Source organism: Embleya sp. NPDC001921 (assembly GCF_053594475.1).
In genome coordinates, this window is record NZ_JBSFEO010000002.1 from 63,112 (window position 1) to 84,633 (window position 21,522).

Sequence of the window (21,522 nt, forward strand, 5' to 3'; positions counted from 1 at the left end):
CGCGTCCGGTCTTGTTACCGACGCGTAGCGCTGCTTGACTGCTGGACATGTCGACGCACGAGGTCACCAACCAGGTCCCGGCTCCGACCGCGCGGGACTGCGCCGCCGATCCCGCGCTGTACGAGGCGCTGCGTCGCGAGGACGCCGGCTGGGCCGAGGCCGAGGTCCGTGAACTCGGGCTGCGCGCGTGGGAGGAACCGGCCCAGGAGTGGGGCCGGCTGGCCAACGAGCACGAGCCGATCCTGCGCAGCCACGACCGCTACGGGCACCGGATCGACGAGGTCGAGTTCCACCCGGCGTGGCACGAACTGATGACCGTCGCGGTGGAGCACGGCCTGCACGCGAGCCCGTGGCGCGAGGACCGCCCGGGCGCGCACGTCGCGCGCGCGGCGAAGCTGTACGCGTGGAGTCAGGTCGAGGCGGGCCACATGTGCCCGATCTCGATGACCTACGCCTCGGTGCCCGCGCTCCGCGTGCAGCCGGAACTGGCCGAGCTCTACGAGCCGTTGCTGGCCTCGCGCAGCTACGACTTCGGACTGCGCGAGCCGGCCGGCAAGCTCGGGCTGATCGCGGGCATGTCGATGACCGAGAAGCAGGGCGGCTCGGACGTACGCACCAACACCACGCGCGCGGTGCCCTCGGCGGACGGCTCCTACCGGCTGACCGGGCACAAGTGGTTCACCTCCGCACCGATGTCCGACCTGTTCCTGACCCTGGCCCAGGCCCCGGGCGGGCTCTCCTGCTTCCTGGTCCCGCGCGTGCTGCCGGACGGCAGCCGCAACACGTTCCACCTGATGCGCCTCAAGGACAAGCTCGGCAACCGGTCCAACGCGTCGGCGGAGATCGAGTACGAGGGCGCGTACGCCCGCCTGGTCGGCGCCGAGGGCCAGGGCGTGCGAACCATCGTCACGATGGTCAACGCCACCCGGCTCGACTGCGTGATCGGGGCCGCGTGCGGGATGCGGGTCGGCGCGGTGCGGGCCGCGCATCACGCGGCGCACCGGCGGGCGTTCGGCGCGGCGCTGATCGATCAGCCGCTGATGCGCAACGTCCTGGCCGACCTGGTGATCGAGTCCGAGGCCGCGACCACGGTGGCGCTGCGGCTGGCCGGCGCCGGCGATCGTGCGCTGCGCGGGGACGCGGGCGAGGCGGCGTTTCGCCGGATCGCGGTCGCGGTGTCCAAGTACTGGGTGTGCAAGCGCGGCCCGGCGCACGCGGCCGAGGCGCTGGAGTGCCTGGGCGGCAACGGCTATGTCGAGGAGTCGGGGCTGCCCCGGCTGTATCGCGAGGCGCCGCTGGTGTCGATCTGGGAGGGTTCGGGCAACGTCGCCGCGCTCGACGCGTTGCGCGCGATGGCCCGCGAACCGGCGTGCGTGGACGCCTTCTTCGCCGAGGTCGACCCGGCCGCCGGCGCGGATCGCCGACTGGACACGGCGGTGGCGGCGCTGCGCAAGGAACTGGCCGACCCGAACGACGCGCAGTTCCGGGCCCGACGGATCGTCGAGTCGATGGCGGTGGTGCTCCAGGGCGCGCTGCTGGTGCGCGCCGCGAGCCCGGCGGCCGACGCGTTCTGCGCCACCCGCCTGGCCCGCGAGGGCGGCCACGCGTTCGGCACCCTCCCGGCGGGCACCGACACGGGCGCGTTGTTGTCCCGGGTGCGGGAGGCGTAGGTGCCGCGCGGAGGATCCGGCGTTCCGCCCCCGCCCCCCGCTCCGCGCGGACGAGGCGCCGTTCTAGGCTCCGTTCATGATCAACTCTGTTCGACTCGTGATCTTCGACTGTGACGGCGTCCTCGTGGACAGCGAGCCGATCGCGATCCGGACGCACGTGGCGCTCGGCGCCGAACACGGCTGGCCGCTCACCCCGGCCGAGGTGGTCGAGCGCTTCGTCGGCCGCTCCTCGGCGGCGATCGCCGAGCAGATCGCCGAACACGTCGGAGCCGACACCGCCGCCGAGTGGACCCGCGGCTTCGAGAGTCGGCACCGGGTCGAGGTGGACGCCGCGCTGAGCCCGGTCGAGGGCATCGAGTACGCCGTGGACACCCTCGCCGAACTCGGCTTCACCACGTGCGTGGCGTCCAGCGGCGGCCACGACAAGATGGCGCACACCCTGGGCCGCACCGGCCTGTACGAGCGGTTCGCCGGCCGCATCTTCAGCGCCACCGAGGTCGCCCACGGCAAGCCCGCACCCGACGTGTTCCTGCACGCCGCCCGCCGCATGGAGGTGACCCCCGAGCACTGCGTCGTGGTCGAGGACAGCGTCAACGGCCTGCTCGCCGCCCGCGCCGCCGGAATGCGCGCCTTCGCCTACACGACCGACCTGATCGCGCCCCACCTGCTGGAAGGCCCGGGCACCACCGTGTTCAAGTCCATGCGCGACCTGCCCGCCCTGATCACCGACCTGGGCTGACCCGAGACGGGAGCCGGCCCATCGCTCAGCGGAAGAGCTCACGCAGGGTGCCGGCCACCTGCGTGGGCGCCTCCTCGGCCATGAAGTGCCCGCACGACACCGTGGTGTGCCGCAGGTCCGGCGCCCACGCCCGCCAGCGCGCCGCCGCGTCGAAGCCCAGCGCGGCACCCCAGTCCTGCTGGAGCACGGCCACCGGCATCCGCAGCCGATTCCCCGCCCGCCGATCCGCCTCGTCGTGCTCGACGTCGATCAGCGCCGACGCGCGGTAGTCGGCCACGATCGAGGGGATCGCCTCCCGCGAGGCCCGCAGGTAGGCGGCCCGGACGTCCGCCGGAATCGCCGCCGGGTCGTTGGTCCACAGGTCCAGGAAGTGGCCGAAGAAGGCGTCCGGGCCGCCGGCGATCAATCGCTCCGGGAGCCCGACCGGCTGCGCCATCAGATAGAGGTGGAAGCCGACGGCGGCCGAGGTGCCGCGCAGGACGTCCCACGTGTCCAGGGTCGGCAGCACGTCCAGCGACGCCAACCGGCGGACCGCGTCCGGGTGGTCGAGCCCGGCCCGGAACGCGACCAGCGCACCCCGGTCGTGGCCGGCCAGCGCGAACCGCTCGTGGCCCAGCGCCCGGGCGAGCGCCACCACGTCCGCGGCCATCGTGCGCTTGGCGTAGGTCAGCCCGTCCCGGTCCACCGGCTTGTCGCTGTCGCCGTAGCCGCGCAGGTCGGGACAGATGACCGTGTGGTCGGCGGCCAGGTCGGCCGCGACGTGTCGCCACATCAGATGGGTCTGCGGAAAGCCGTGCAGCAGCACGACCGGGCGGCCCGACCCGCCCACGGCGACGTTGAGCGCGACGCCGTCGTCGACGGCGACCCGGCGGTAGTCGAAATCGGGAATCCTGAGGGTCATCGGTCTTCCTTCGGTGGGTGTGCCGACCGGGTCGGCACGGCGGATCCAGGACGGCTTCAGCCTGCGGCCCGCGGATCAGCGATCGATGAGCATCCGATGAGCGACGTCGGCGCGACCGCCGCCGGCGGCGTCGGACCCGACCCCGATCCGGCCTCTGCGACGCGCCTGGCACCCGCGCCGAGCAGGGTGTTCGCCGGCTCCGGGATAGGTTGGCCGGGATCGGGCGGGACCGGAGAAGGGTGTGGCGTGACGTCGTCGGTGCGCTTCGTCGTACTCGGCCCGGTGACCGCCGAGGACGCGCACGGACCGGTGGACCTCAAGGGCCCCCGACACCGCGCCGTGCTGGCCCGACTGCTGATCGCCCGCGGCCGGGTCGTCCCGGTCGACCGGCTCGTCGACGACCTGTGGCCGGACCCGCCGGCGAGCGCCGTGGCCACCATCCGCACCTTCGTCTCCGCGCTGCGCCGAGCCGTCGAGCCCGACCGCGCCCCGCGCGCGCCCGCCGGCCTGCTGCTCACCTCCGGCCCCGGCTACGCGCTGCGGCCGGCCCCCGACGCGGTGGACGCGTGGCGGTTCGAGGCGGCCGTACGGGAATGCGGACACCTCCTGGACGCCGACCGGCCGCACCCCGCGCTCACCGGGATCACCGCCGCGCTGGCACTGTGGCGCGGACCCGCGTACGCGGAGTTCGCCGAACAGCCCTGGGCGCTGGGCGAGGTGGCCCGACTCGACGAGTTGCGCCTGCTCGCGGTGGAACGGCGGGCCCGCGCCGCCCTCGCCCTGGACCGGGCCGCCGAGACGGTGCCGGACCTGGAGGCGCACGTCCGGGAGCACCCGTGGCGCGAGGATGCCTGGGCCCTGCTCGCGCTGGCGCTGTACCGCACCGGCCGCCAGACCGACGCCCTCGCGCTGCTCCGCCGGGCCCGCCGGGCGCTCGCCGGCGAACTGGGCCTGACCGCGAGCCCCGACCTGCGCGGCCTGGAAACCGACATCCTCCGCCAGGCACCCCACCTGAACCGAACGGCCCGCCTCCCGGACGGCCGAGCCGACCCCCGAGCCGCACACCCGACACACCCGACATGTCGGACACATCGGACACCATCAACGCACCTGCCCGACGATCACACCTCGGGCCACCAGCCGCACCCGCACCCGGTCGGAAGCCCGGCACCGCCCGCAGGCTCGCCCGACGAACCCGCCCCCGGCCACCCGAGCGGCCGTCCCGCCCGCGCGGGCGTACCCGCATCCGTACCCGCGCCTCCGGACACCGCGAGCGCGCCGTCGCCCGACGCGCTCTTCGTGGGTCGGGGCGCCGAGTTGCACCGGCTCGCCGAGACCGCCGCATCCGTCGCGGCGCGCCACCGGCTCCAGGCGGCGCTGATCTCGGGGGAGGCCGGCGCGGGCAAGACCGCACTGGCCCGGGCGCTGACCCGGCGCCTGGCCGAGCACGGCTGGACCACCGCGTGGGGGCGCAGTCCGGAGTACGCCGACGCGCCCGCCGCTTGGCCGTGGACCGAAATCGGCGCCGAACTCGCCGAGGCCGGCCACCTGTTCGACCCGTCGCATACCGAGGCCGGCCACCCGCCCTCCCCGTCGCACACCGAACCCGGCCACCCGGTCGACCCGCGCGTCGACTCCGAGCCGGATCGGCCGCCGAGCGATCCGGCCGCCGCCCGGTTCCACCGGCACCTGGCGCTGGTGGCGCACCTGTCCCGGGTGGCCGCGCACGGGCCGCTCCTGCTGGTTCTCGAAGACCTGCACTGGGCCGGCGAGCAGACCCTCGCCGTGCTCACCGCACTGACCGCGCGACCCCTGGACCGCCCGGTGCTGGTGCTGGGCACCTACCGGGACACCGAGGTCTCCGCCGCGCTCGCGCACGCCCTCGGCCGGATCGCGCGCGCCGAGCCGACCCGGGTCGAACTGACCGGGCTGCCCGAGCCGCACGTGCGCGAGCTGGTCCGGGCCGCCGCCGGTCGGGACGTGGACGACCCGACCGCGCGCGCGATCCACCGGCGCACCGCGGGCAATCCGTTCTTCGTCCGGGAACTGGCCCGACTGCTAGCCGACTCCGACTCCGACGTGCACGCCGACGCGCTCGCGGACGTCCCGGTGGGCGTGCGGGACGTGATCCGGCATCGGCTGGCCGGCCTTCCCGAGGCGTCCCGCGCGGTGCTCCGGCACGCCGCCGTGCTCGGCCTCGACGTGGACCTGGACCTGTTGATCGCGCTGACCGGCGACGAGGAGGCCACGCTGGACGCGGTCGAATGCGCGCTGCCGGCCGGTTTCCTGCTCGACACGGGCCCGGACCGGGTGCGTTTCGCGCACGCCCTGGTTCGCGACACGCTGTACGCCGACCTGCCGCGCGCCCGCCGCGCGCGTCGGCACGCCGCCGCCGCACACGCCCTGGAGCGCCTGCGTCCCGACGATGTCGACGCGCTCGCCCACCATTTCGTCCGGGCCGAGGGCCGGGTGCCCGCCGAACGCACCGCGCACTACGCCCGGGCCGCGGCCGAACGGGCCGAACGGCGATTCGCTCCGCACGAGGCGGCCGGGAGGTGGCGCGCGGCGGTCGACGCGTGGGATCGCGCCTCGGCCGAGGCCGGTTCCACGCCCGACCGCGCCCGGGCCCGACTGGACGCGGTGATGGGCCTGGTCCGGGCGCTGGCCTTCGCGGGCGAGCTGGGCGCGGCCCGCCGGCATCGGGACCAAGCCGTCGCCGCGGCCGAGGAATTGGGCGACGCGCCGCGTACCGCACGGGTGATCGGCGCCTTCGACGTGCCGGCGATCTGGCCCCGCACCGACGACCCGGAATCGGCCCGCCGGGTCGTCGCGGCCACCGAACGCACCCTGGCCGCACTGCCCCCCGACGCGGACGAGGCGCGCGGCCGGCTGCTCGGCACGCTCGCCCTGGAACTGCGCGGCGCCACCGGCGACCGGGGTCGGGACGCGGCCCGCGAGGCGGAGGCGATCGCGCGCCGCGTCGACGACCCGGCCCTGCTCGCCTTCGCCCTGGACGGCCGCTTCCTGCAGACCTTCGAACGAGCCGGCCTCGCGCCACAACGCGCCGCGATCGGCGCCGAGTTGCTCGACCTCGCACACCGTCGCCAACTCCCGGCGTTCGAGGTGCTCGCCCATCTGATCCTGCTCCAGGCACACGCGGCCCGGGCCGACTTCGCCGCCGCCGACCGGCACGCCGCATCGGTCGACCGCATCGCCGAGCGCTACGAACTCCCCTTGGTGTCCGTGTTCACCGACGGCTACGCCGCGCTGCGGTTGACCGTCGCGAACCACCCGGGGTCGGCGGCCGCGTACCGAAGGCTCGCGGCCCGGCTGCCGGGGACCGGGATGCACGGAATGGCGGACGGCTTCCTGCCGTTCGCGCTCGCCTGCCTGCGGGTCCAGGCCGATCGCCCGCTCGCGCCGACACCGGAGTCCGGGCCCGGCCCGGACGCGCCGTGGATCCGCCCGCTCGAACTGCTCGCGGCCGGGCGCCGGAGCGCGGCGGCCGAGGCGTTGCGGCGGCTGCCCGAGTCACCGCGCGACCTGCTCACGGAGGCCCGTCTGTGCCTGGCCGCCCGGGCCGCCGTCGCGCTCGACGATCGGCCCGCGATGGCGCGGATCCACGCCGCACTGCTGCCCGCCGCGGCCGAACTGGCGGGCGCGGGCAGCGGGTTGCTCACCCTGGGACCCGTCGCCCGACACCTGGGCGACCTGTGCGCCGCGACCGGCCGCCCCGCCGAGGCCCGCGAGCACTACCGACGGGCACTGGACCTGGCCCGGCACGCGGCGGCTCCGCACTGGACCACCGCGATCCGGACCGCGCTGACCGAATCCGCCGACCACCGGGCCGCTCCCGGCACCCGGGCGGATCCCGGGCCCTAAGCCTGGTCCGACGCCGCAACTCGCGCGACCACGTCGATCGCCCGTTCGGCCGGCACGCCCAGCGCCACCAGCGAGGCCACCGCCTGGTCCGCCGCCGTCACCCGCATGTCCGCGTTGACCCCCTGGAGCAGCGCGACGCACATGCCCTCCAGCGCGAGCGCCAGCACCGGCGCGGGCAGGTGGTCGGCGAACACGCCCGCGCGCTGGCCGGCGGTGATCAGCGCGATCGAGCGCTCCCGTACCGGAGCCAGCATCGCCGGGATCCCGCCGTCGCCCAGATTGCGTTGGGCGAAGCTGATCAGCAGCCGGTATCGATCGCCGCCGCGCCACGCGGCGAAGGCGAATCGGGCCAGCGCCTCATCCGGCGAGTCCTCGTCCCGCGTCGCGTCCTCGACCGCGCCCAGGATGTCCCGGCGCGCCTCCTCGGCCAGCCCCGCCACCAGTGCCTCGCGGCTGGGAAAGTGCCCGTACACCGTGCGCCGCACCACGCCCGCCGCCCGCGCGATGTCGTCCATCGACGCGTCCGCGTCGCGGATGAGTTCGGTCCTGGCCACCGCGAGGATGCGCTCCCGGTTGGACTGCGCGTTGCGCCGACGCGGGGGCGCGGCGGACCCGGCCTCCGCGTGGCCGGCTCCGGCCGGAGCCGGCTCGGCTCCCGGTTTCGTCTGCATCGCGCGTTCCTCTCTGGGGTGACCTGGAGCCTCTCAGAAATCCGCTCCCGACGGCAGCGACACGACGCCCCGAGGGGGTATGGCGACGAATCATCGTATTCACCCCGACTTGTTCTCTCATATTTGCACAGCGCTGTGCAATCAACTAAGTTGCACATCGTTGTGCAATTACCGCGGCTGCGCCGGCCGCCTGCTCCGAAAGGCGTTCCGATGTCCGTATTCGCCACCACTCCGGTCGACCGGATGGAACGGCCGTACTCACGCCGCTGGTGGGCCCTGGGCGTGCTGTGCCTGAGCCTGCTGATCATCGTCATGGCCAACACGTCGCTGATCGTGGCCGCTCCCGACATGACCCGCGACCTGGGCCTGTCCGGCCGCGACCTGCAATGGGTGATCGACGCCTACACCGTGCCGTACGCGGCGCTGATGCTGATCCTGGGCGCGATCGGCGACAAGTACAGCCGGCGCGGCGCGCTGATCACCGGCCTGGTGATCTTCGCCGCGGGCTCCGTCGGCGGCTCCCTGGTGCACTCGACCTCGGGCGTGATCATCGCCCGCGCGGTGATGGGCCTGGGCGCCGCGGTGATCATGCCCGCGACGTTGTCCCTGCTGGTCGCCTCCTTCCCGCGCGGCGAGCGGGCCAAGGCGATCACCGCGTGGACCGCGACCTCGGGTCTGGCCATCGCGCTCGGCCCACTGCTCGCGGGTTGGCTGCTGGAGAGCCACGCGTGGGGCTCCACGTTCCTGATCAACGTGCCGGTCGCGCTGATCGCCGTGGTCGCCGCGCTGTTCGTGGTCCCGCCGTCGAAGGCGCACGACTACGGCCGACTCGACCTGGTCGGCGGTGCGCTCTCGATCGCGACGCTGGGCTCGCTGGTGTACGCGATCATCGAGGGCCCGCACTTCGGCTGGGGCACGGGCCCGGTGACCGCGCTGGTCGTCTTCGTGGTCGGCCTGGGCGCGTTCATCGCCTGGGAACTGCGGCACCCGCGCCCGATCTTCGACCTGCGCAAGTTCGGCGAGCGGGTGTTCTCCGGCTCGATGCTCGCCGTCCTGCTGTTCTTCCTGGGCACCTTCGGCGCGATCTACTTCCTCACCCAGCACCTCCAGTTCGTGCTCGGGTACACGCCGCTGGAGACCGGTGTGCGACTGCTCCCGCTGGCCGGTGCGGTGTGCCTGGGCGCGATCGCCACCGGGCAGCTCACCCCGCGGCTCGGCATGCGCGTGACGGTGACCACCGGCATGGCGCTGGGCACGATCGGCGTGCTGCTGATGACGCGCGTCTCGGACGGCTCGGGCTGCGGCGACTTCCTCGCCCCGCTGCTGCTGCTCGGCGTCGCGATCGGCCTGAGCGTGTCGCCGTGCACGGAGGCGATCATGGGCTCGTTCCCGGAGAACGAACTGGGCGCGGGCGGCGGCGTCAACGACACCGCGGTGGAATTGGGCGGCGCGCTGGGCATCGCGATCCTGGGCTCGGTGCTGGCCACGTCGTACGAGTCGGAGCTGACCGAGGCCGTCGACGGCAAGCTGCCGCCGGCCGCGATGGACGTGGCCGCGGACTCGATCGGCGGCGCGCTCGCCGCGGCCGAGCAGGTCGGCCGCGTCGCGGGTCCGGAGCAGGCGCACGCGCTGGTCCAGGCCGCCGACCACGCGTTCACCCAGGCGGTCGCGCACACCAGCCTGATCGGCGGCATCGTGCTCGCCGCGGGCACCGTCCTGGTCGGCCTGATCCTGCCGAACCGGGCCCGCACCCAGGCCGCGCGCACGGACGTGACGGACGCGGATGCCGACACGCCGGAGCGCGAGAAGGAGTCGGTGGGCTGAGCCGGCCCCGCGGCGGACCAGGGCGGTCGACCTCGCGTCGGCCGCCCTTTCGCCCGTCCCGGGTCCGCCGCCTCGGGCGACCTCAGCCCTTGGGCAGGGTCCGTACCGCGCGGCCGACCCACGCCTCGAAGCGCTGCCACTCGACGAGTTCCTCGCGGGTCTTCGGCTCCGGCCAGTCCAGCAGCGCGTCACCCGCGTCGAGCAGATCCCAGTAGGGATGGTGGTCCTCGGTCCGACCGGACGCCTTGGCGTACGCGGGCAGGAACTCCTCGGCGACGGCCACCCCGTGGCTCAGCGCGAGGTTGAGCCGGATCCGGGCCAGGTCGATGCCGCGCGGGCCGACGCAGCCGGTGGTCCAGTCCACGACACCGCCGATCCGCTCGTCCACCCAGAGCAGTTGCTCGGCGTGGAAGTCGCGGTGGATGAAACCTGGCGCGGCGTACGGGGGTTCCTCGGCCAGCGCGGCGAGCATGCGCTGCCACACGTGCGGGCGGGTGGTCCAGGTCGGCACGGTCCGCACACCGTCGACCGCCGGGTCGTAGTAGGGCGCGTACTCCGCCGAACCCGCCTCGCCCGGGTCCACCGCGTGGATGGCCGCCAGCAACTCGGCGGCCTGCCGCAGCAGTACGGCCGGGTCGGCGGGCGGCTCGGGCGTGCCGGGAACGCGCGTGGTCAGCAGTGCCGGGGCCGGGCCCTCGAGTCGGGCCGCGATCAACTCCGGCGCGGGGACCGGGGTGTCGGCGAGCAACCGCAGCGTACGGGCCTCCCGCTCCGGTCGGTACCACGGGTCCGCGGCCAGGCGCTCCGGGTCGTGGAAGACCCGCAGGACCAGATCGCCGACGCCGTACAGTCGGTTGGCGCCTTCGCCCATGGGCTCGATCGGGACGTCGCCGACGAGTTCGCGCAGCCAGGCGAGGATCTCGGCGTTCGGCATGGGCACGGGCACGGACGGCTCTCCTGTTCGTCGGGGTCGGCCGCGCGTCCGGCCGAGCCCGGCATCGCGACCCCGACCACCCGCGCGGCGATCCGAGGACAAGCCTGCCAGGCCGCCCGCCGAGCTTGAACTTCACACATGTTGACTTCAAGCGCACGCACTCGCCAGGATGACTTAGGCAAGCCTTACTTCACTTCGATTCCCGGGGGTGGCGGCGTGGCCGACGCGCGCGCAGATACCGCGAGTACGACGGATCCGACCGACCCGACCGGTGGTGCCGACGGCTCGCGCGTGGTGCTGTTCCTGGTCACCCTGGCCTCGGTGCTGCTGGTCGTGGACATCACGATGGTGTCGGTGGGCCTGCCCCGGATCCAGGACGACCTGAACGGGTCGCTGGCCGGCCTCCAGTGGGTGATCGTCGCCTATTCGCTCACCTTCGGCGCGTTCCTCCAGACCGCCGGCAGCGTGTCCGACCGGATCGGCCGGCGTCCGGTCTTCCTGACCGGCATCGCGCTGTTCACGCTGTCCTCGCTCGCCTGCGGGCTGGCCCCGAACGTCCTGCTCCTGGACGCCTTTCGCGGCGTCCAGGGCATCGGCGCGGCGATGCTCCTGGCCACCGGCCTGCCGCTGATCGCGAACGCGTACCAGGGGCAACGGCGCAACATGGCCATCGCCACCTGGGGTTCCACCCTCGGAGCCTGTGCCGCGGTGGCCCCGCTGCTCGGCGGCGTGCTGGTGGACGTGGCGAACTGGCGGTGGATGTTCCTGGTCAACGTCCCGATCGGGATCGGCGCGTTCGCGCTCGCCGCGGCCCGGCTGCCCCGGGACCGACCGGCGCCGCCGGCCGGTCGCATCGACTGGGTGGGCGCGGCGACCCTGGTGGCCATGTGGGGCCTGCTCAACCTGACCGTCACGCGCGGCGCCGAACAGGGCTGGACCCACCCGCTGACGGTGGGCGGATTCGCGGCGACCGCACTGCTGTCGACCGCCTTCGTGGCGATCGAGCGGCGCGTGGCCGCGCCGATGCTGGACCTGGCCCTGTTCCGCATCCCGACCTTCGTCGGCGCGGTGTCCATCTCGTTCCTGTCCCGGTTCGTGACGGTCGGCTCGTCGGTGTACTTCCTGCTCTACTTCCAAGGAGCGCTGGGCCTGAGCCCGTTGGCCTCGGGCCTGCTCCTGTTGCCGATCTTCATCCCGCAGTTGTGCCTGGGCCTGGTCGCCGGGCGCCTGCAGAGCCGGCTCGCCGCCGCGCACATCATCGCGGCGGGCTTCGCCACGCTCGCGCTGGGCGCGTTGCTGATGGGCCTGAGCTTCTCCCCCGACGCGTCCTGGCCGGCCTTCCTGCCGGGCCTGCTGGTGTGGGGCGTGGGCAGCGGCCTCGCGTCGAGTCCGGTGATGTCGATCGCGGTGAACACGGTGCCGGCCGAGCGGGCCGGGATGGCGTCCGGAACGGCGAACGGGCTGTTCCCGATCGGCGCGGCGGTGGGCATCGCGGTGCTGGGGGTGCCGTTCGCCGCCCGGTTCGACGCGGTGGTCGGCGCGCGGGCCGGGGTCCCGGACGCGGTCCGCGAGCGGATCGTGGCCGCCGCGCGGGACGGCGACGCGGACCGGGTCCGGGACCTGACGCCGGCCCGGGGCGGCGAGGCGGTGACCGCGGCGATCGAGCACGCGTACGCGGCGGGCGCCTCGGTGGTGATGTACGGCGTCGCGGCGCTCGCCCTGGCCACAGCCGCCCTCGCGCTGCTCCTGGTCCGCCAACGCGACCTGGTCCCCCGGGACGCCTCGGCGTGAGGCGGCGCCGATCGGCCCGGCCGATCCCTGGCCTCACGGCCGGCCGATCGGCCCGGCCTATCCTGGGCGTCATGTCCACCGGCCCCACCCGCAAGCGCCCCACCCATCGCGGTGGTCGGCCGACCCTCACCCGTGAGGGCATCGGCCGGGCCGCGCTGGAGTTGGTCGCGCGCGACGGCGGGGCGGAACTGACCATGCGCTCGCTCGCCGCGCACCTGGGGGTGTCGCCGCGCGCGCTGTACAACTACGCGACGGACCGCCGGGCCGTACTCGAACTGGCCGCGCTGGCCTGGCAGTCGGACTGGCTGGTGCCCGAGCTGGACCCGGCCCGCCCGGCCGAGAGCGTGCGCGAGCTGTGCGCGGGGATGCGCGCGTGGTACCGCCGACACCCGCGCGCGGTGACCATCGCGGTGGACGAGAACCTCACCGCCGCGATCCACCCACGCACACTGCGCAACAACGAGGCGATCCTGACCTTCCTGGTCGCGATCGGCCTGGACCCGGTCACCGCGAACCGGATCTTCCGCGAACTGGTCCTGCGGGTCGCGGCGTTCGTGCGGCTCAACGACGCCTGGCACGACGCGCCGCCCGCCGACCTCGACCCCGCGACCTGGGACGCCGCCCCCGCCGCGTGGCTGCCCCCCGGGGCGGCCGCGAGCGCCGAACTGCCCACCACGGGCCGGATCGCCGCGACGGTCCCGGTGGACTCGATCGACGAACAGTTCGCCTTCACGGTGGACCTGCTGATCGCGAGCATCCAGGCGCTGATCCACCGACCGGGCGCACCGGTGGACCGCCCGGGCGAACCGACCGGCTGAGCCCGAGCCCGCCGGACGGCGCCGAGGCCCGGGCGGGGCCGGGCCACAGATGGCGCCGAGCCACCCCCGGCGCCCAGCCCCGGAGGGACCGAGCCGCCGTGGACGGGACCAGCCGTGGACGGACCGGGGCCTCGGGCGGACGAAACCTAAGCCGAGAGCACGTCGGGATCCGGGATCGCGCACGCCGCCGCGACCTGGTCCAGGGACAGGCCCAGTTCCAGAGCGAGCGCGGCGATCGTGAAGAACGCGGGTGTGGGCGCGCGCCCGGTCTCGATCTTGCGCAGTGTTTCCGGCGACAGACCCGCCGCGATGGCGACGTGGCCGATGCTGCGCTCGCCGCGCGCACCGCGCAACAACGCGCCCAGATGCAGGCCGCGCTCGCGCTCCAGTGGGGTCAGTGGGGTTCGGACCATGACCATGATACTAATACCGGTATAAGAATTGGTCGAGGAGGGACCTCGTGGTCGAGATCAAAACCCGAGCCGAAATCGCCGCGATGCGCGAGGCCGGCCGTATCGTGGCGAATGCCCTGGAGGCGACCCGCAAGGCCGCCGCCATCGGCGTGTCGCTCAAGGAGTTGGACGAGGTCGCGCACGCCGTGCTGCGCGAGGCCGGGGCCACGTCCCCGTTCCTGGGCTACAAGCCCTGGTCCGCGCCGGTGCCGTTCCCGGGCGTGATCTGCGCGTCGGTCAACGACGTCGTGGTCCACGGCATCCCGACGGACTACCGGCTGCGCGACGGCGACCTGCTGAGCGTCGACTTCGGCGCGACCCTGCGCGGCTGGACCGGCGACGCCGCGATCACCTTCACCGTCGGCACGCCGCGCCCGAGCGACCTCGAACTGATCGCGACGACCCGCCGCGCGCTGGAGGCGGGCATCGCGGCGGCCGTCCCCGGCGGTCGGCTCGGCGACATCTCCGCCGCGATCGGCGCGGTCGCCCGCGAGGCCGGCTACGGCATGCCGCAGGACCTGGGCGGCCACGGCATCGGCCGCACGATGCACGAGGACCCGCACGTACGCAACGAGGGCCGCCCGGGCCGGGGCATGCTCCTGCGCCCGGGTCTGGCCCTGGCCCTGGAACCGATGCTCATCGCCGGCGGCAAGGACCGCTGCTTCACCGCCAAGGACGGCTGGACCATCCACAGCGCCGACGGCAGCCGAGCCGCCCACATCGAACACACCATCGCCATCACCGATTCCGGCCCGGAGATCCTGACCCTCCCCTGACCTGCCGCGGCAGCGGCGACCGGCGAGTTCGGCCCGGCCGGCGCTACCCGACGCGCACGGTGCGGCCCTCGCGGCGGGAGACGACGCAGGCCTCGGCGACGGCCTGGGCGGCGAGGGCCGCCGGCCCGGGGCAGGGGCTCGGGGTTCGGCCGGCGGCCATGGACACGAAGGCGGCGAGCTCGGCGCGGTACGCATCGCCGAATCGGGTGAGGAAGTCGCCCTCGGTGACTCCGCCGCACGCGTGCGTACCGTCCGTGCCGGCCACTTCCAGGCGCACGTCGTAGCCAGGTTCGTGGTTGCGGCCCGCGTGCGCGGTACCCAGGGTGCCGTCGGCGAGGCGGAAGAGCACCGCCGAGACGTCGACGTCGTCGTTCTCGGCGAACACCGCCGCGCCCCGGTTCGCGCCGATCGCGGTCACCTCGACGATCGGCACGCCGGTGACCCAGGGCACGATGTCGAAGTCGTGGATGTGCGTGTCCCGGTAGATCCCGCCCGAGGTGGGCACGAACTCGGGCGGCGGCGGCCGGCGGTCCACGCTCACCGCGTGCACCCGGGTCACCGTGCCGAGCGTGCCCGCGCGCACCGCCTCGCGCGCCGCGACGTACATCGGATCGAACCGACGCTGGAAGCCCACCTGCAACCCGGCGCCACGCGCCTCGACATACCCGACGACATCACGCGCGATCGCCGGGTCGAGCGCGATCGGCTTCTCGCACAGGATCGGCAGCCCCGCGTCGGCGGCCCGTCGCAACAACTCCACGTGCACCGCCGTCGGCGCCGCGATCACGACCGCGTCGACCATGCCGTACACCTTCTCCAGCCCCGCCGGCTCGACCCCGGCCCGCGCGGCGAACGCCTCGGCCCGCCCGTGGTCCGCGTCCGCGACCACGACCCGCTCGACCGCCTCGATCGCACCCAACGCCCGGGCGTGAAACGCCCCGATCCGCCCGACTCCCAGCACGCCGACCCGCATACTTCCCCTTCCACCACCGAACCCCGACCCACCCGCCACCCACCGACCAGGCCCATCAGACCACGCCCACCCGACCCGGCTCCGCCGACCCGACGGCACGCCGGCCCGTTCGGCACGGTCGCGGTTCGCCGGCCCGATCGGCCCCCGCCGTACGCCGCCTCGCGTGCACCGACGAGTGACACCCGACACGGCCGACCGGGTGGCGCCCGCGGACACACCGCCCGCCCTGCGCGAATGGTTCCCGAAGAGCGGGTAGTGGTGGACGAATGACGATCTCCCGACGCTCGCTGTTTCGTGCCGCACCGGTCGCACTCACCCTCATCGCCGTACCCGCCGCCCGCACCGCGGCCGCCGCCGGGGCACGGTTCGACGCGAACGCGGCAGCGGGCACCGGAGTGGGCGCGGCCGGCGGAGCGAATCCGGGGCCGACCGGCGTTCCGTTCCCGGAGCCGCGGCCGGTCGTCGTCCCGCCCGGTGTCGGGCCCCGCTGGGCGGCCGAAATCCCGGTCGAGACCACCCAGTTGCTGCTGGTCGTCGGCGAGGGCCGGGATACCGACTCGGCCGCCGCCTCGTTCTGGACCCGCGAACCGAACGGCTGGCAACCTCGAGGGACGTGGCCCGCGCACAACGGCCGGCTCGGCTGGACGCCCGACCACCACGAGGACGACCTGCGCTCACCGATCGGCGTGTACACGCTCACCGACGCGGGCGGGCTGGAGCCCGACCCCGGCACCAGGCTGTCCTACGACCGATCCGACGACTTCGCCATCGACGGCACGGGCTTCGCCGGAGAACCCCTGGCGGGCACCTTCGACCATGTGATCGCGATCGACTACAACCGGGTGCCCGGCACCTCTCCGCTGGACCCGGACCGCCCGCGCGGCGACGCGTTCGGCGGCGGAATCTGGCTGCACATCGACCACGGCGGCCCGACCCACGGCTGTGTGACGCTGCCCGCCGAAGGGGTCGTGGCGCTGTTGCGCGCGCTGGATCCGGCGGCGCACCCGGTCGTGCTGATGGGCGACGCGTGGACGCTGACCCTGGGCGGTCCCGCTTCCTGACGGCCGGGCGGCACTCCTACGCTGTGCGGGTGACCTCCGCCAAGCTCCGTCCGCTGCCCGCCGAAGTGGCCACCCTCCTGGATCAACTCACCCCCTGCCCACGCCTGGTCGAACACCTGCGCATCGTGCACGACGTCGCGTACCGGCTGTGCGACTGGGTCGCGGCGACCTGCCCGGAACTGGCCTTCGACCGCGACGCGGTGCTGTTCGGCGCCGCCACCCACGACATCGGCAAGACCCTGCACCCGGAAGAGTTGGCCGGGCCCGGTTCGTGCCACGAGCAGGCCGGCTACGACCTGTTGACCGCCCAGGGCGTCCCACCCGCCCGGGCCCGCTTCGCCCGCACCCACGCGGCGTGGGATCCGGATGATCCGGACGAACTGCTCGTGAGCCTGGCCGACAAGGCCTGGAAGGGCAAGCGCGTCGCGGCCCTGGAACAGGCCCTGGTCACGCTGCTCGCGACCGCTTCCGGCCGCCCCGAGTGGGAAACCTTCCAGGCCCTCGACGACTTCCTGACCTCGATCGACACCGACACACTGCTGCTCTGACCGTCGCGACCGGCACGGACACCGCGACGCGCGCGGACGTCGCGACGGGCACGGACGTTCGCGACCGGCACGACAGCACGCTCATCGCGACCGGCCGGCCCACCCCCGCCCGCCTCTCACAGGAAGACTCAGCGCGGCAACCTGCGCCACACCCGCCGAGGCAACACCCGCATCCCGGCGAACACCGGCCGCAGCGCCGCCGGCACCCACACTTCGCCCTTCCCGCGCAGCAGCGCCCGGACCGTCGCGTCGGCCACCTGATCCGGCGTGCTGGACAGCGGCGCGGGCGACATGCCCTCGGTCATCCGGCCCACCACGAAGCCGGGCCGGACCAGCAGCAGCCGCACCCCGCTGCCCGCGAGCGCGTCGGCCAGGCCGCTCGCGAAACCGTCCAAACCGGCCTTGGCCGAGCCGTACACGTAGTTCGCCCGCCGCACCCGCACACCCGCCACCGACGAGAACACGATCAACCGACCGTGTCCCTGCGCGCGCAGCACGGTGGCCAGGTGGGTGAGGATGCTCACGTGCGCCGTGTAGTCGGTGTGCACGACGGCGACCGCGTGTGCCGCGTCCGACTCGGCCCGGCGCTGATCGCCGAGGATGCCGAAGGCGGTGACCACGACGTCGAGCGGGCCGTGCCGGGCGATCACCTCGTCCAGCATCGGGCGGTGCCCGGCCAGGTCGTCGGCGTCGAACTCGACCCGATCCACGTGCGGCGCGCCGGCCTTGCGCAGCAGCGCCTCCTCGTCGTCGAGGTCGTAGCTGCGACGCGCCGCCAGCACGATGGTCCGCGCCCCGCGCGCGGCCAGCCGCTCGGCGACCGCCAACCCGATCTCACTGCGGCCCCCGAGGACCAAAACGGTTCCACTCACCCGCACAGTCTGCCGGATCCCGCCCGCCGGCCCGTTCCCCACGAACGGCCCGACTCAATAACCTTGCCTGCGTGACGGTGAACGTTGACGCGAGCGCATCCGCCCGAACGGCGGCGGACGCCGGCGCGAACCCAGACGAGTACGAGGACAGCCGGCGGATCGTGCTGCGCGGACCGGAAGCCGCCGAGCGCGCGGCCGAACCGGTGCACACGATCCTGACCGATCTGGTCCTGGGCGGTGCGGCGCTCGGGTGGGTCGACCCGCCGCCGCTCGCCGAGGTGGCCGCACTGCTCGCCGAGCTGGCCCGGGCCCAGCGTTCCGGCAACGCGGCGCTGCGGTTCGCGTACGCGGGCGAGGAACTGCTCGGCTTCGGCTACTGGCGCCGGTACACCCGGCCCACCCACCGACCCAACGCCGATCTGGAGAAGCTCGCGGTGGCCCGGTCCGCGCACGGTCGCGGGATCGGCCGGTCGCTGACGGCGGCGCTGATCGAGGACGCGCGCGCCGGGGCCATCGAGATCCTCACCCTCGACACACGCGGCGACAACGACAACGCGCTGCACCTCTACCGCTCGCTGGGCTTCGTCGAGTACGGCCGGCTGCACGACTTCGTCGCGATCGGCACGACCCGCTACGACAAGGTCTTCTGTTCCGTCGACCTGCGCACACCATCGGCGTGACCGGACCGCGCGGGCCGGGCGGACCGGCGACCGACGCCCGGGAACCGCTCCGCGCGGATCCGCGCCTGGCCGCCTGGATCGACACGTTGGCCGGCTTCGACACCGGCGTCGAGGTGGCCCTGCCCGCCGACGACGACCTGGTCGCGGTACTCCTGGACCTGTCCGTCCCGCACGAGGACTTCAACGAACTCGTGGCCACCCGGGCGGCGTTGCTCGCCGACCCGCAGGTGCGCGAGCTGTTCGAACGCGCCGTGCGGGCCCTGGTCGCGGGCGTCGGCACGGTCGAGGAACACCTGGAGATCCCTCCGTTGCCGCCCGCGTGGGGCGCGGTCGGCCGCTGGTTCCACGTGTACGTGTTCATCGCCGCGCGCCCGTACGTGCTGGCCTACCATCGCTCCCTCGGCATCCCGCCGGAGGTGTCCCGCCGAACGCTCGCCGACCTCGGCCGGCACGTCGCGGTGCACCGGCGCCGGCACGGCATCGGTGGTCTGCTCGCGCTGCACTGGCCCAAGCTGCACTTTCGCGGTGAGCTCTATCACCTGGGTCGGCTGCAGTTCCAACGCACGTTCCTGCTCGGTCGGGCCGCCGCGAGCGCCGCCGCGCTGGGGCTCCCGTACCGGGCCGAGGATCCGGCGCTGGCGCTGCACATCCCGGACTTCCACGGACCGCTGACCCCGGCCGCGTGCGACGAATCGCTGCGGCTGGCCCGCGAGTTCTTCCGGCGCCACTTCCCGACCGAGCGCTACGCGGTGGCGGTCTGCGGCTCGTGGCTGCTGGATCCGCAACTGCGCGCATACCTCCCGGAGCACGCCAACATCATCCGCTTCCAACGCCGCTTCCACCTGCACACCGAGCCGGCCGGCCACCCGCCCGAGGACGCCGCCCCGATCGGCTTCGTCTTCGGCGACCCCGACCTGCCCCCGGAATCCCTCCCCCGCGACACCACCCTGCAACGCGCCATCGGCGACCACCTCCGCACCGGCCACCACTGGCACACCCGCACCGGCTGGTTCGAACTCTGACCCCACGCCCACCCCCGCCGACGCCCGGTGCGGGACGCCGGCTCCGGGGCGACGCCCAAGCGCCGGTTGGCCGCCGGGCGCGGACGGGAAATCCGCCGGCGGTGGGGGTGGTGCTCGGGTGAGGATGGCGGGATGACGGACGATCTTCGACGGCGGTTCGCGGCGTACACGTGGGAGCCGGTCACGGCCGGCAAGTCCGGAGCCGGGGTCCACCGACTGCGGCGCCGGGGTGAGGAGTTCTACCTCAAGGTCGGTGCGCCCAGCGCCCACCCGGATTCCGGCTTCCACCTCTCCGCCGAGGTGGACCGAGGTCTGTGGGCGGCGAAGCAGGGGCTCCCGGTCGCCGAGATTCTCGAGTACGACGTCGACGCGCGCGACGGCTGGCTGCTCACCCGCGCCGTGCCCGGCCGCTCGGCGGCCGACCCCTGGCCGGTCGAGCAACGCGACGCGGTCGTCGACGCGCTCGCCGACATGGCCCGCGCCTTGCACGAACTCCCGGTAGCCGATTGCCCGTTCGACCGCAGTCTCGCGGTCGCGGTCCCCGCCGCCGAATACGCGATCACGGCCGGCCTGGTCGACCTGGAGGACCTGGACGAACACCGCCTGGGACAGACCGGCCCCGAACTCCTCGCCGAGCTGACCGCGACCGTACCGACCACCGAGGACCCGGTCGTCGGCCACGGCGACTACTGCCCGCCCAACATCCTGCTCGACCCGGACACCATGCGGGTCACCGGCCTGATCGACCTCGGCCGTCTGGGCCGCACCGACCGCCACGCCGACCCGGCCCTGCTCACCCGCAGCCTCCACAACGACGACGACGCGCAGTACTCCCCCGCCCACGCGGCCCGCTTCCTCGCCCGCTACGACCCGCAGGGCACCCTGGATCCGAAGCGTCTGGAGTTCTACCGTCTCCTCGACGAGTTCTGCTGAACCGAACCCGGCGCCACCCACCCGGCGCGGGGGCGGTCCGCTCCCGCCGACGCCACCGGCTCGGCCGCTCGGCCCGGTCGGCTCGGACGGCCCCGTCGGCCCGTTCGGCCGCTCAGGCCCGGTCGAGCACGAAGACCCCCGCGCGCGCCGCCGCCACCGCCGCGTCCGCCGCGCGCCGCGCCTGGCCGGCGTCGACCGGCTCGCGGGTGATGAACAACCGGTAGTACAGCCCGCCGACGGCGACCCGGACCACCTCGCCCGCATCGGTACCCACCGGCAACTCGCCACGCGCGACCGCCCGTTCGACCACCGCCTCGGCCTGACCGAGCCGGCCGATCAGGAATTCGTGCAGGGCTTCGCCCATGGTCGGCTCGTGCACCGCGGCGGCCACCAGCGCCCGGGCGGTGGGTCCGCGTTCGGGGTCCGCGAAGCCGGCCACCACCAGCGCGGTGATCGCCCGCAGGTCGCCGCCGATCGTGCCGGTGTCCGGCAGCGGCCACGACTCCTCGGCCGCCAGGTCCAGCGCGTCGGCGGCCAGCCCCGCCGCGTTCCGCCAACGGCGGTAGACCGTCGTCTTGTGCACTCCCGAGCGCGCGGCAACGGCCTCCACGGTCAGCCCGTCGAAGCCCTTCTCGGCCAACTCGGCCAGCGTCGCCCGCCGTACCGCGTCCCGCGTCCGCGCGGTCCGCCCACCGGGCCGCACCGCCCCGACGCCACTCACCCGCCACCGCCGGTCCGGACCGGCCGAAGCAGCCGAAGCGACCGAAGCGACGGGACCGGCCGAACCGGGATCAGCCACGTCCGCGACGACCAAAAGCAACCCTGTTGCATTAGTGCCTCTCCATCCGTCATACTCATCCTAACGCAACCGAGTTGCATTTGCTTCTCGAAGGCCCAGCCGTCCACGCACACCACTCGACCCACCAGGGAGCGCCGCAGCCATGACCCGGGCAACGAACACCGTCACCCCGCCGA

The 21,522-nt window shown here is 74.1% G+C and carries 18 protein-coding genes and 2 pseudogenes; 13 read left to right on the forward strand and 7 right to left on the reverse strand.

Features of this window, described 5'->3' with window-relative positions; all coding sequences use genetic code 11:
- Window positions 1-47 precede the first annotated feature (47 nt).
- Together ACWCPW_RS02015 and ACWCPW_RS02020 are read left to right on the forward strand one after the other, a co-directional pair.
- Window positions 48-1,670, forward strand: coding sequence for an acyl-CoA dehydrogenase family protein (locus tag ACWCPW_RS02015; protein WP_449759649.1), 1,623 nt, complete (start codon window positions 48-50; stop codon window positions 1,668-1,670).
- Between the two features lie 76 nt (window positions 1,671-1,746).
- Window positions 1,747-2,409 carry an HAD family hydrolase gene (locus ACWCPW_RS02020; RefSeq protein ID WP_449759650.1) on the forward strand — a complete coding sequence of 221 codons (663 nt, stop codon included), beginning with the start codon at window positions 1,747-1,749 and terminating at the stop codon, window positions 2,407-2,409.
- Window positions 2,410-2,434: 25 nt separating this feature from the next.
- Here the strand turns inward: ACWCPW_RS02020 and ACWCPW_RS02025 are convergent, their stop codons facing one another.
- Window positions 2,435-3,310, reverse strand: a complete 876-nt coding sequence (locus tag ACWCPW_RS02025) for an alpha/beta fold hydrolase (protein ID WP_449759651.1) — start codon at window positions 3,308-3,310, stop codon at window positions 2,435-2,437.
- Window positions 3,311-3,556: 246 nt separating this feature from the next.
- On the opposite strand from ACWCPW_RS02025, the pseudogene ACWCPW_RS02030 reads away from it, so the two are divergent.
- Together ACWCPW_RS02030 and ACWCPW_RS02035 are read left to right on the forward strand one after the other, a co-directional pair.
- Window positions 3,557-4,345: pseudogene (locus tag ACWCPW_RS02030) on the forward strand (AfsR/SARP family transcriptional regulator); the annotation flags it as partial.
- 273 nt (window positions 4,346-4,618) lie between these two features.
- Window positions 4,619-7,192, forward strand: a pseudogene (locus tag ACWCPW_RS02035) (ATP-binding protein); the annotation flags it as partial.
- Here the strand turns inward: ACWCPW_RS02035 and ACWCPW_RS02040 are convergent.
- On the reverse strand, window positions 7,189-7,863 hold the full coding sequence (locus ACWCPW_RS02040; RefSeq protein WP_449759652.1) for a TetR/AcrR family transcriptional regulator: 675 nt from the start codon (window positions 7,861-7,863) through the stop codon (window positions 7,189-7,191). The pseudogene ACWCPW_RS02035 and the gene ACWCPW_RS02040 sit on opposite strands and share 4 nt — an antisense overlap.
- Window positions 7,864-8,073: 210 nt before the next feature.
- Here ACWCPW_RS02040 and ACWCPW_RS02045 point away from each other — a divergent pair, with 210 nt between their 5' ends.
- Window positions 8,074-9,687 (forward strand): MFS transporter, encoded by a 1,614-nt coding sequence (locus tag ACWCPW_RS02045; RefSeq protein ID WP_449759653.1) that lies wholly within the window; start codon window positions 8,074-8,076, stop codon window positions 9,685-9,687.
- Between the two features lie 82 nt (window positions 9,688-9,769).
- Here the strand turns inward: ACWCPW_RS02045 and ACWCPW_RS02050 are convergent, their stop codons facing one another.
- Complete coding sequence (locus tag ACWCPW_RS02050) at window positions 9,770-10,633, reverse strand: phosphotransferase family protein (protein ID WP_449759654.1); 864 nt, start codon at window positions 10,631-10,633, stop codon at window positions 9,770-9,772.
- Between the two features lie 204 nt (window positions 10,634-10,837).
- Here ACWCPW_RS02050 and ACWCPW_RS02055 point away from each other — a divergent pair, with 204 nt between their 5' ends.
- On the forward strand, window positions 10,838-12,412 hold the full coding sequence (locus ACWCPW_RS02055; RefSeq protein ID WP_449759655.1) for a DHA2 family efflux MFS transporter permease subunit: 1,575 nt from the start codon (window positions 10,838-10,840) through the stop codon (window positions 12,410-12,412).
- Between the two features lie 71 nt (window positions 12,413-12,483).
- A complete protein-coding gene (locus ACWCPW_RS02060) occupies window positions 12,484-13,230 on the forward strand; it encodes a TetR/AcrR family transcriptional regulator (protein WP_449759656.1) in 747 nt (248 codons plus the stop codon).
- A gap of 146 nt (window positions 13,231-13,376) precedes the next feature.
- Here the strand turns inward: ACWCPW_RS02060 and ACWCPW_RS02065 are convergent, their stop codons facing one another.
- The gene (locus tag ACWCPW_RS02065; RefSeq protein WP_449759657.1) at window positions 13,377-13,643 is read right to left on the reverse strand and encodes a helix-turn-helix domain-containing protein; all 267 of its coding nucleotides are present in this window, start codon (window positions 13,641-13,643) and stop codon (window positions 13,377-13,379) included.
- A gap of 47 nt (window positions 13,644-13,690) precedes the next feature.
- On the opposite strand from ACWCPW_RS02065, the gene map reads away from it, so the two are divergent.
- Window positions 13,691-14,458 carry a type I methionyl aminopeptidase gene (map, locus tag ACWCPW_RS02070; protein WP_449759658.1) on the forward strand — a complete coding sequence of 256 codons (768 nt, stop codon included), beginning with the start codon at window positions 13,691-13,693 and terminating at the stop codon, window positions 14,456-14,458.
- A 43-nt stretch (window positions 14,459-14,501) separates the two neighbouring features.
- Here the strand turns inward: map and ACWCPW_RS02075 are convergent, their stop codons facing one another.
- A complete protein-coding gene (locus ACWCPW_RS02075; RefSeq protein WP_449759659.1) occupies window positions 14,502-15,431 on the reverse strand; it encodes a Gfo/Idh/MocA family protein in 930 nt (309 codons plus the stop codon).
- A gap of 266 nt (window positions 15,432-15,697) precedes the next feature.
- Between ACWCPW_RS02075 and ACWCPW_RS02080 the strand changes: the two genes are divergently transcribed.
- Window positions 15,698-16,492 (forward strand): L,D-transpeptidase family protein, encoded by a 795-nt coding sequence (locus tag ACWCPW_RS02080; RefSeq protein ID WP_449759660.1) that lies wholly within the window; start codon window positions 15,698-15,700, stop codon window positions 16,490-16,492.
- 23 nt (window positions 16,493-16,515) lie between these two features.
- Entirely contained in the window at window positions 16,516-17,040 is a 525-nt protein-coding gene (locus ACWCPW_RS02085) for an HD domain-containing protein (RefSeq protein WP_449759873.1), read from the forward strand.
- Window positions 17,041-17,168: 128 nt separating this feature from the next.
- Here ACWCPW_RS02085 and ACWCPW_RS02090 read toward each other — a convergent pair whose 3' ends face one another.
- Window positions 17,169-17,912, reverse strand: a complete 744-nt coding sequence (locus tag ACWCPW_RS02090; RefSeq protein WP_406293933.1) for an SDR family NAD(P)-dependent oxidoreductase — start codon at window positions 17,910-17,912, stop codon at window positions 17,169-17,171.
- Window positions 17,913-18,070: 158 nt separating this feature from the next.
- Here ACWCPW_RS02090 and ACWCPW_RS02095 point away from each other — a divergent pair, with 158 nt between their 5' ends.
- From ACWCPW_RS02095 to ACWCPW_RS02105, 3 genes are all read left to right on the forward strand, one after another.
- Window positions 18,071-18,592 (forward strand): GNAT family N-acetyltransferase, encoded by a 522-nt coding sequence (locus tag ACWCPW_RS02095; RefSeq protein ID WP_449759874.1) that lies wholly within the window; start codon window positions 18,071-18,073, stop codon window positions 18,590-18,592.
- Entirely contained in the window at window positions 18,589-19,614 is a 1,026-nt protein-coding gene (locus ACWCPW_RS02100; RefSeq protein WP_449759661.1) for an acyltransferase domain-containing protein, read from the forward strand. The genes ACWCPW_RS02095 and ACWCPW_RS02100 overlap by 4 nt, the downstream gene beginning before the upstream one ends.
- 132 nt (window positions 19,615-19,746) lie before the next feature.
- Entirely contained in the window at window positions 19,747-20,547 is an 801-nt protein-coding gene (locus ACWCPW_RS02105) for an APH(3') family aminoglycoside O-phosphotransferase (protein ID WP_449759662.1), read from the forward strand.
- A gap of 112 nt (window positions 20,548-20,659) precedes the next feature.
- On the opposite strand, the gene ACWCPW_RS02110 is transcribed toward ACWCPW_RS02105, so the two are convergent.
- Window positions 20,660-21,268: a TetR/AcrR family transcriptional regulator gene (locus tag ACWCPW_RS02110; RefSeq protein ID WP_449759663.1), complete on the reverse strand. Its 609-nt coding sequence runs from the start codon at window positions 21,266-21,268 to the stop codon at window positions 20,660-20,662.
- Window positions 21,269-21,522: the final 254 nt, after the last annotated feature.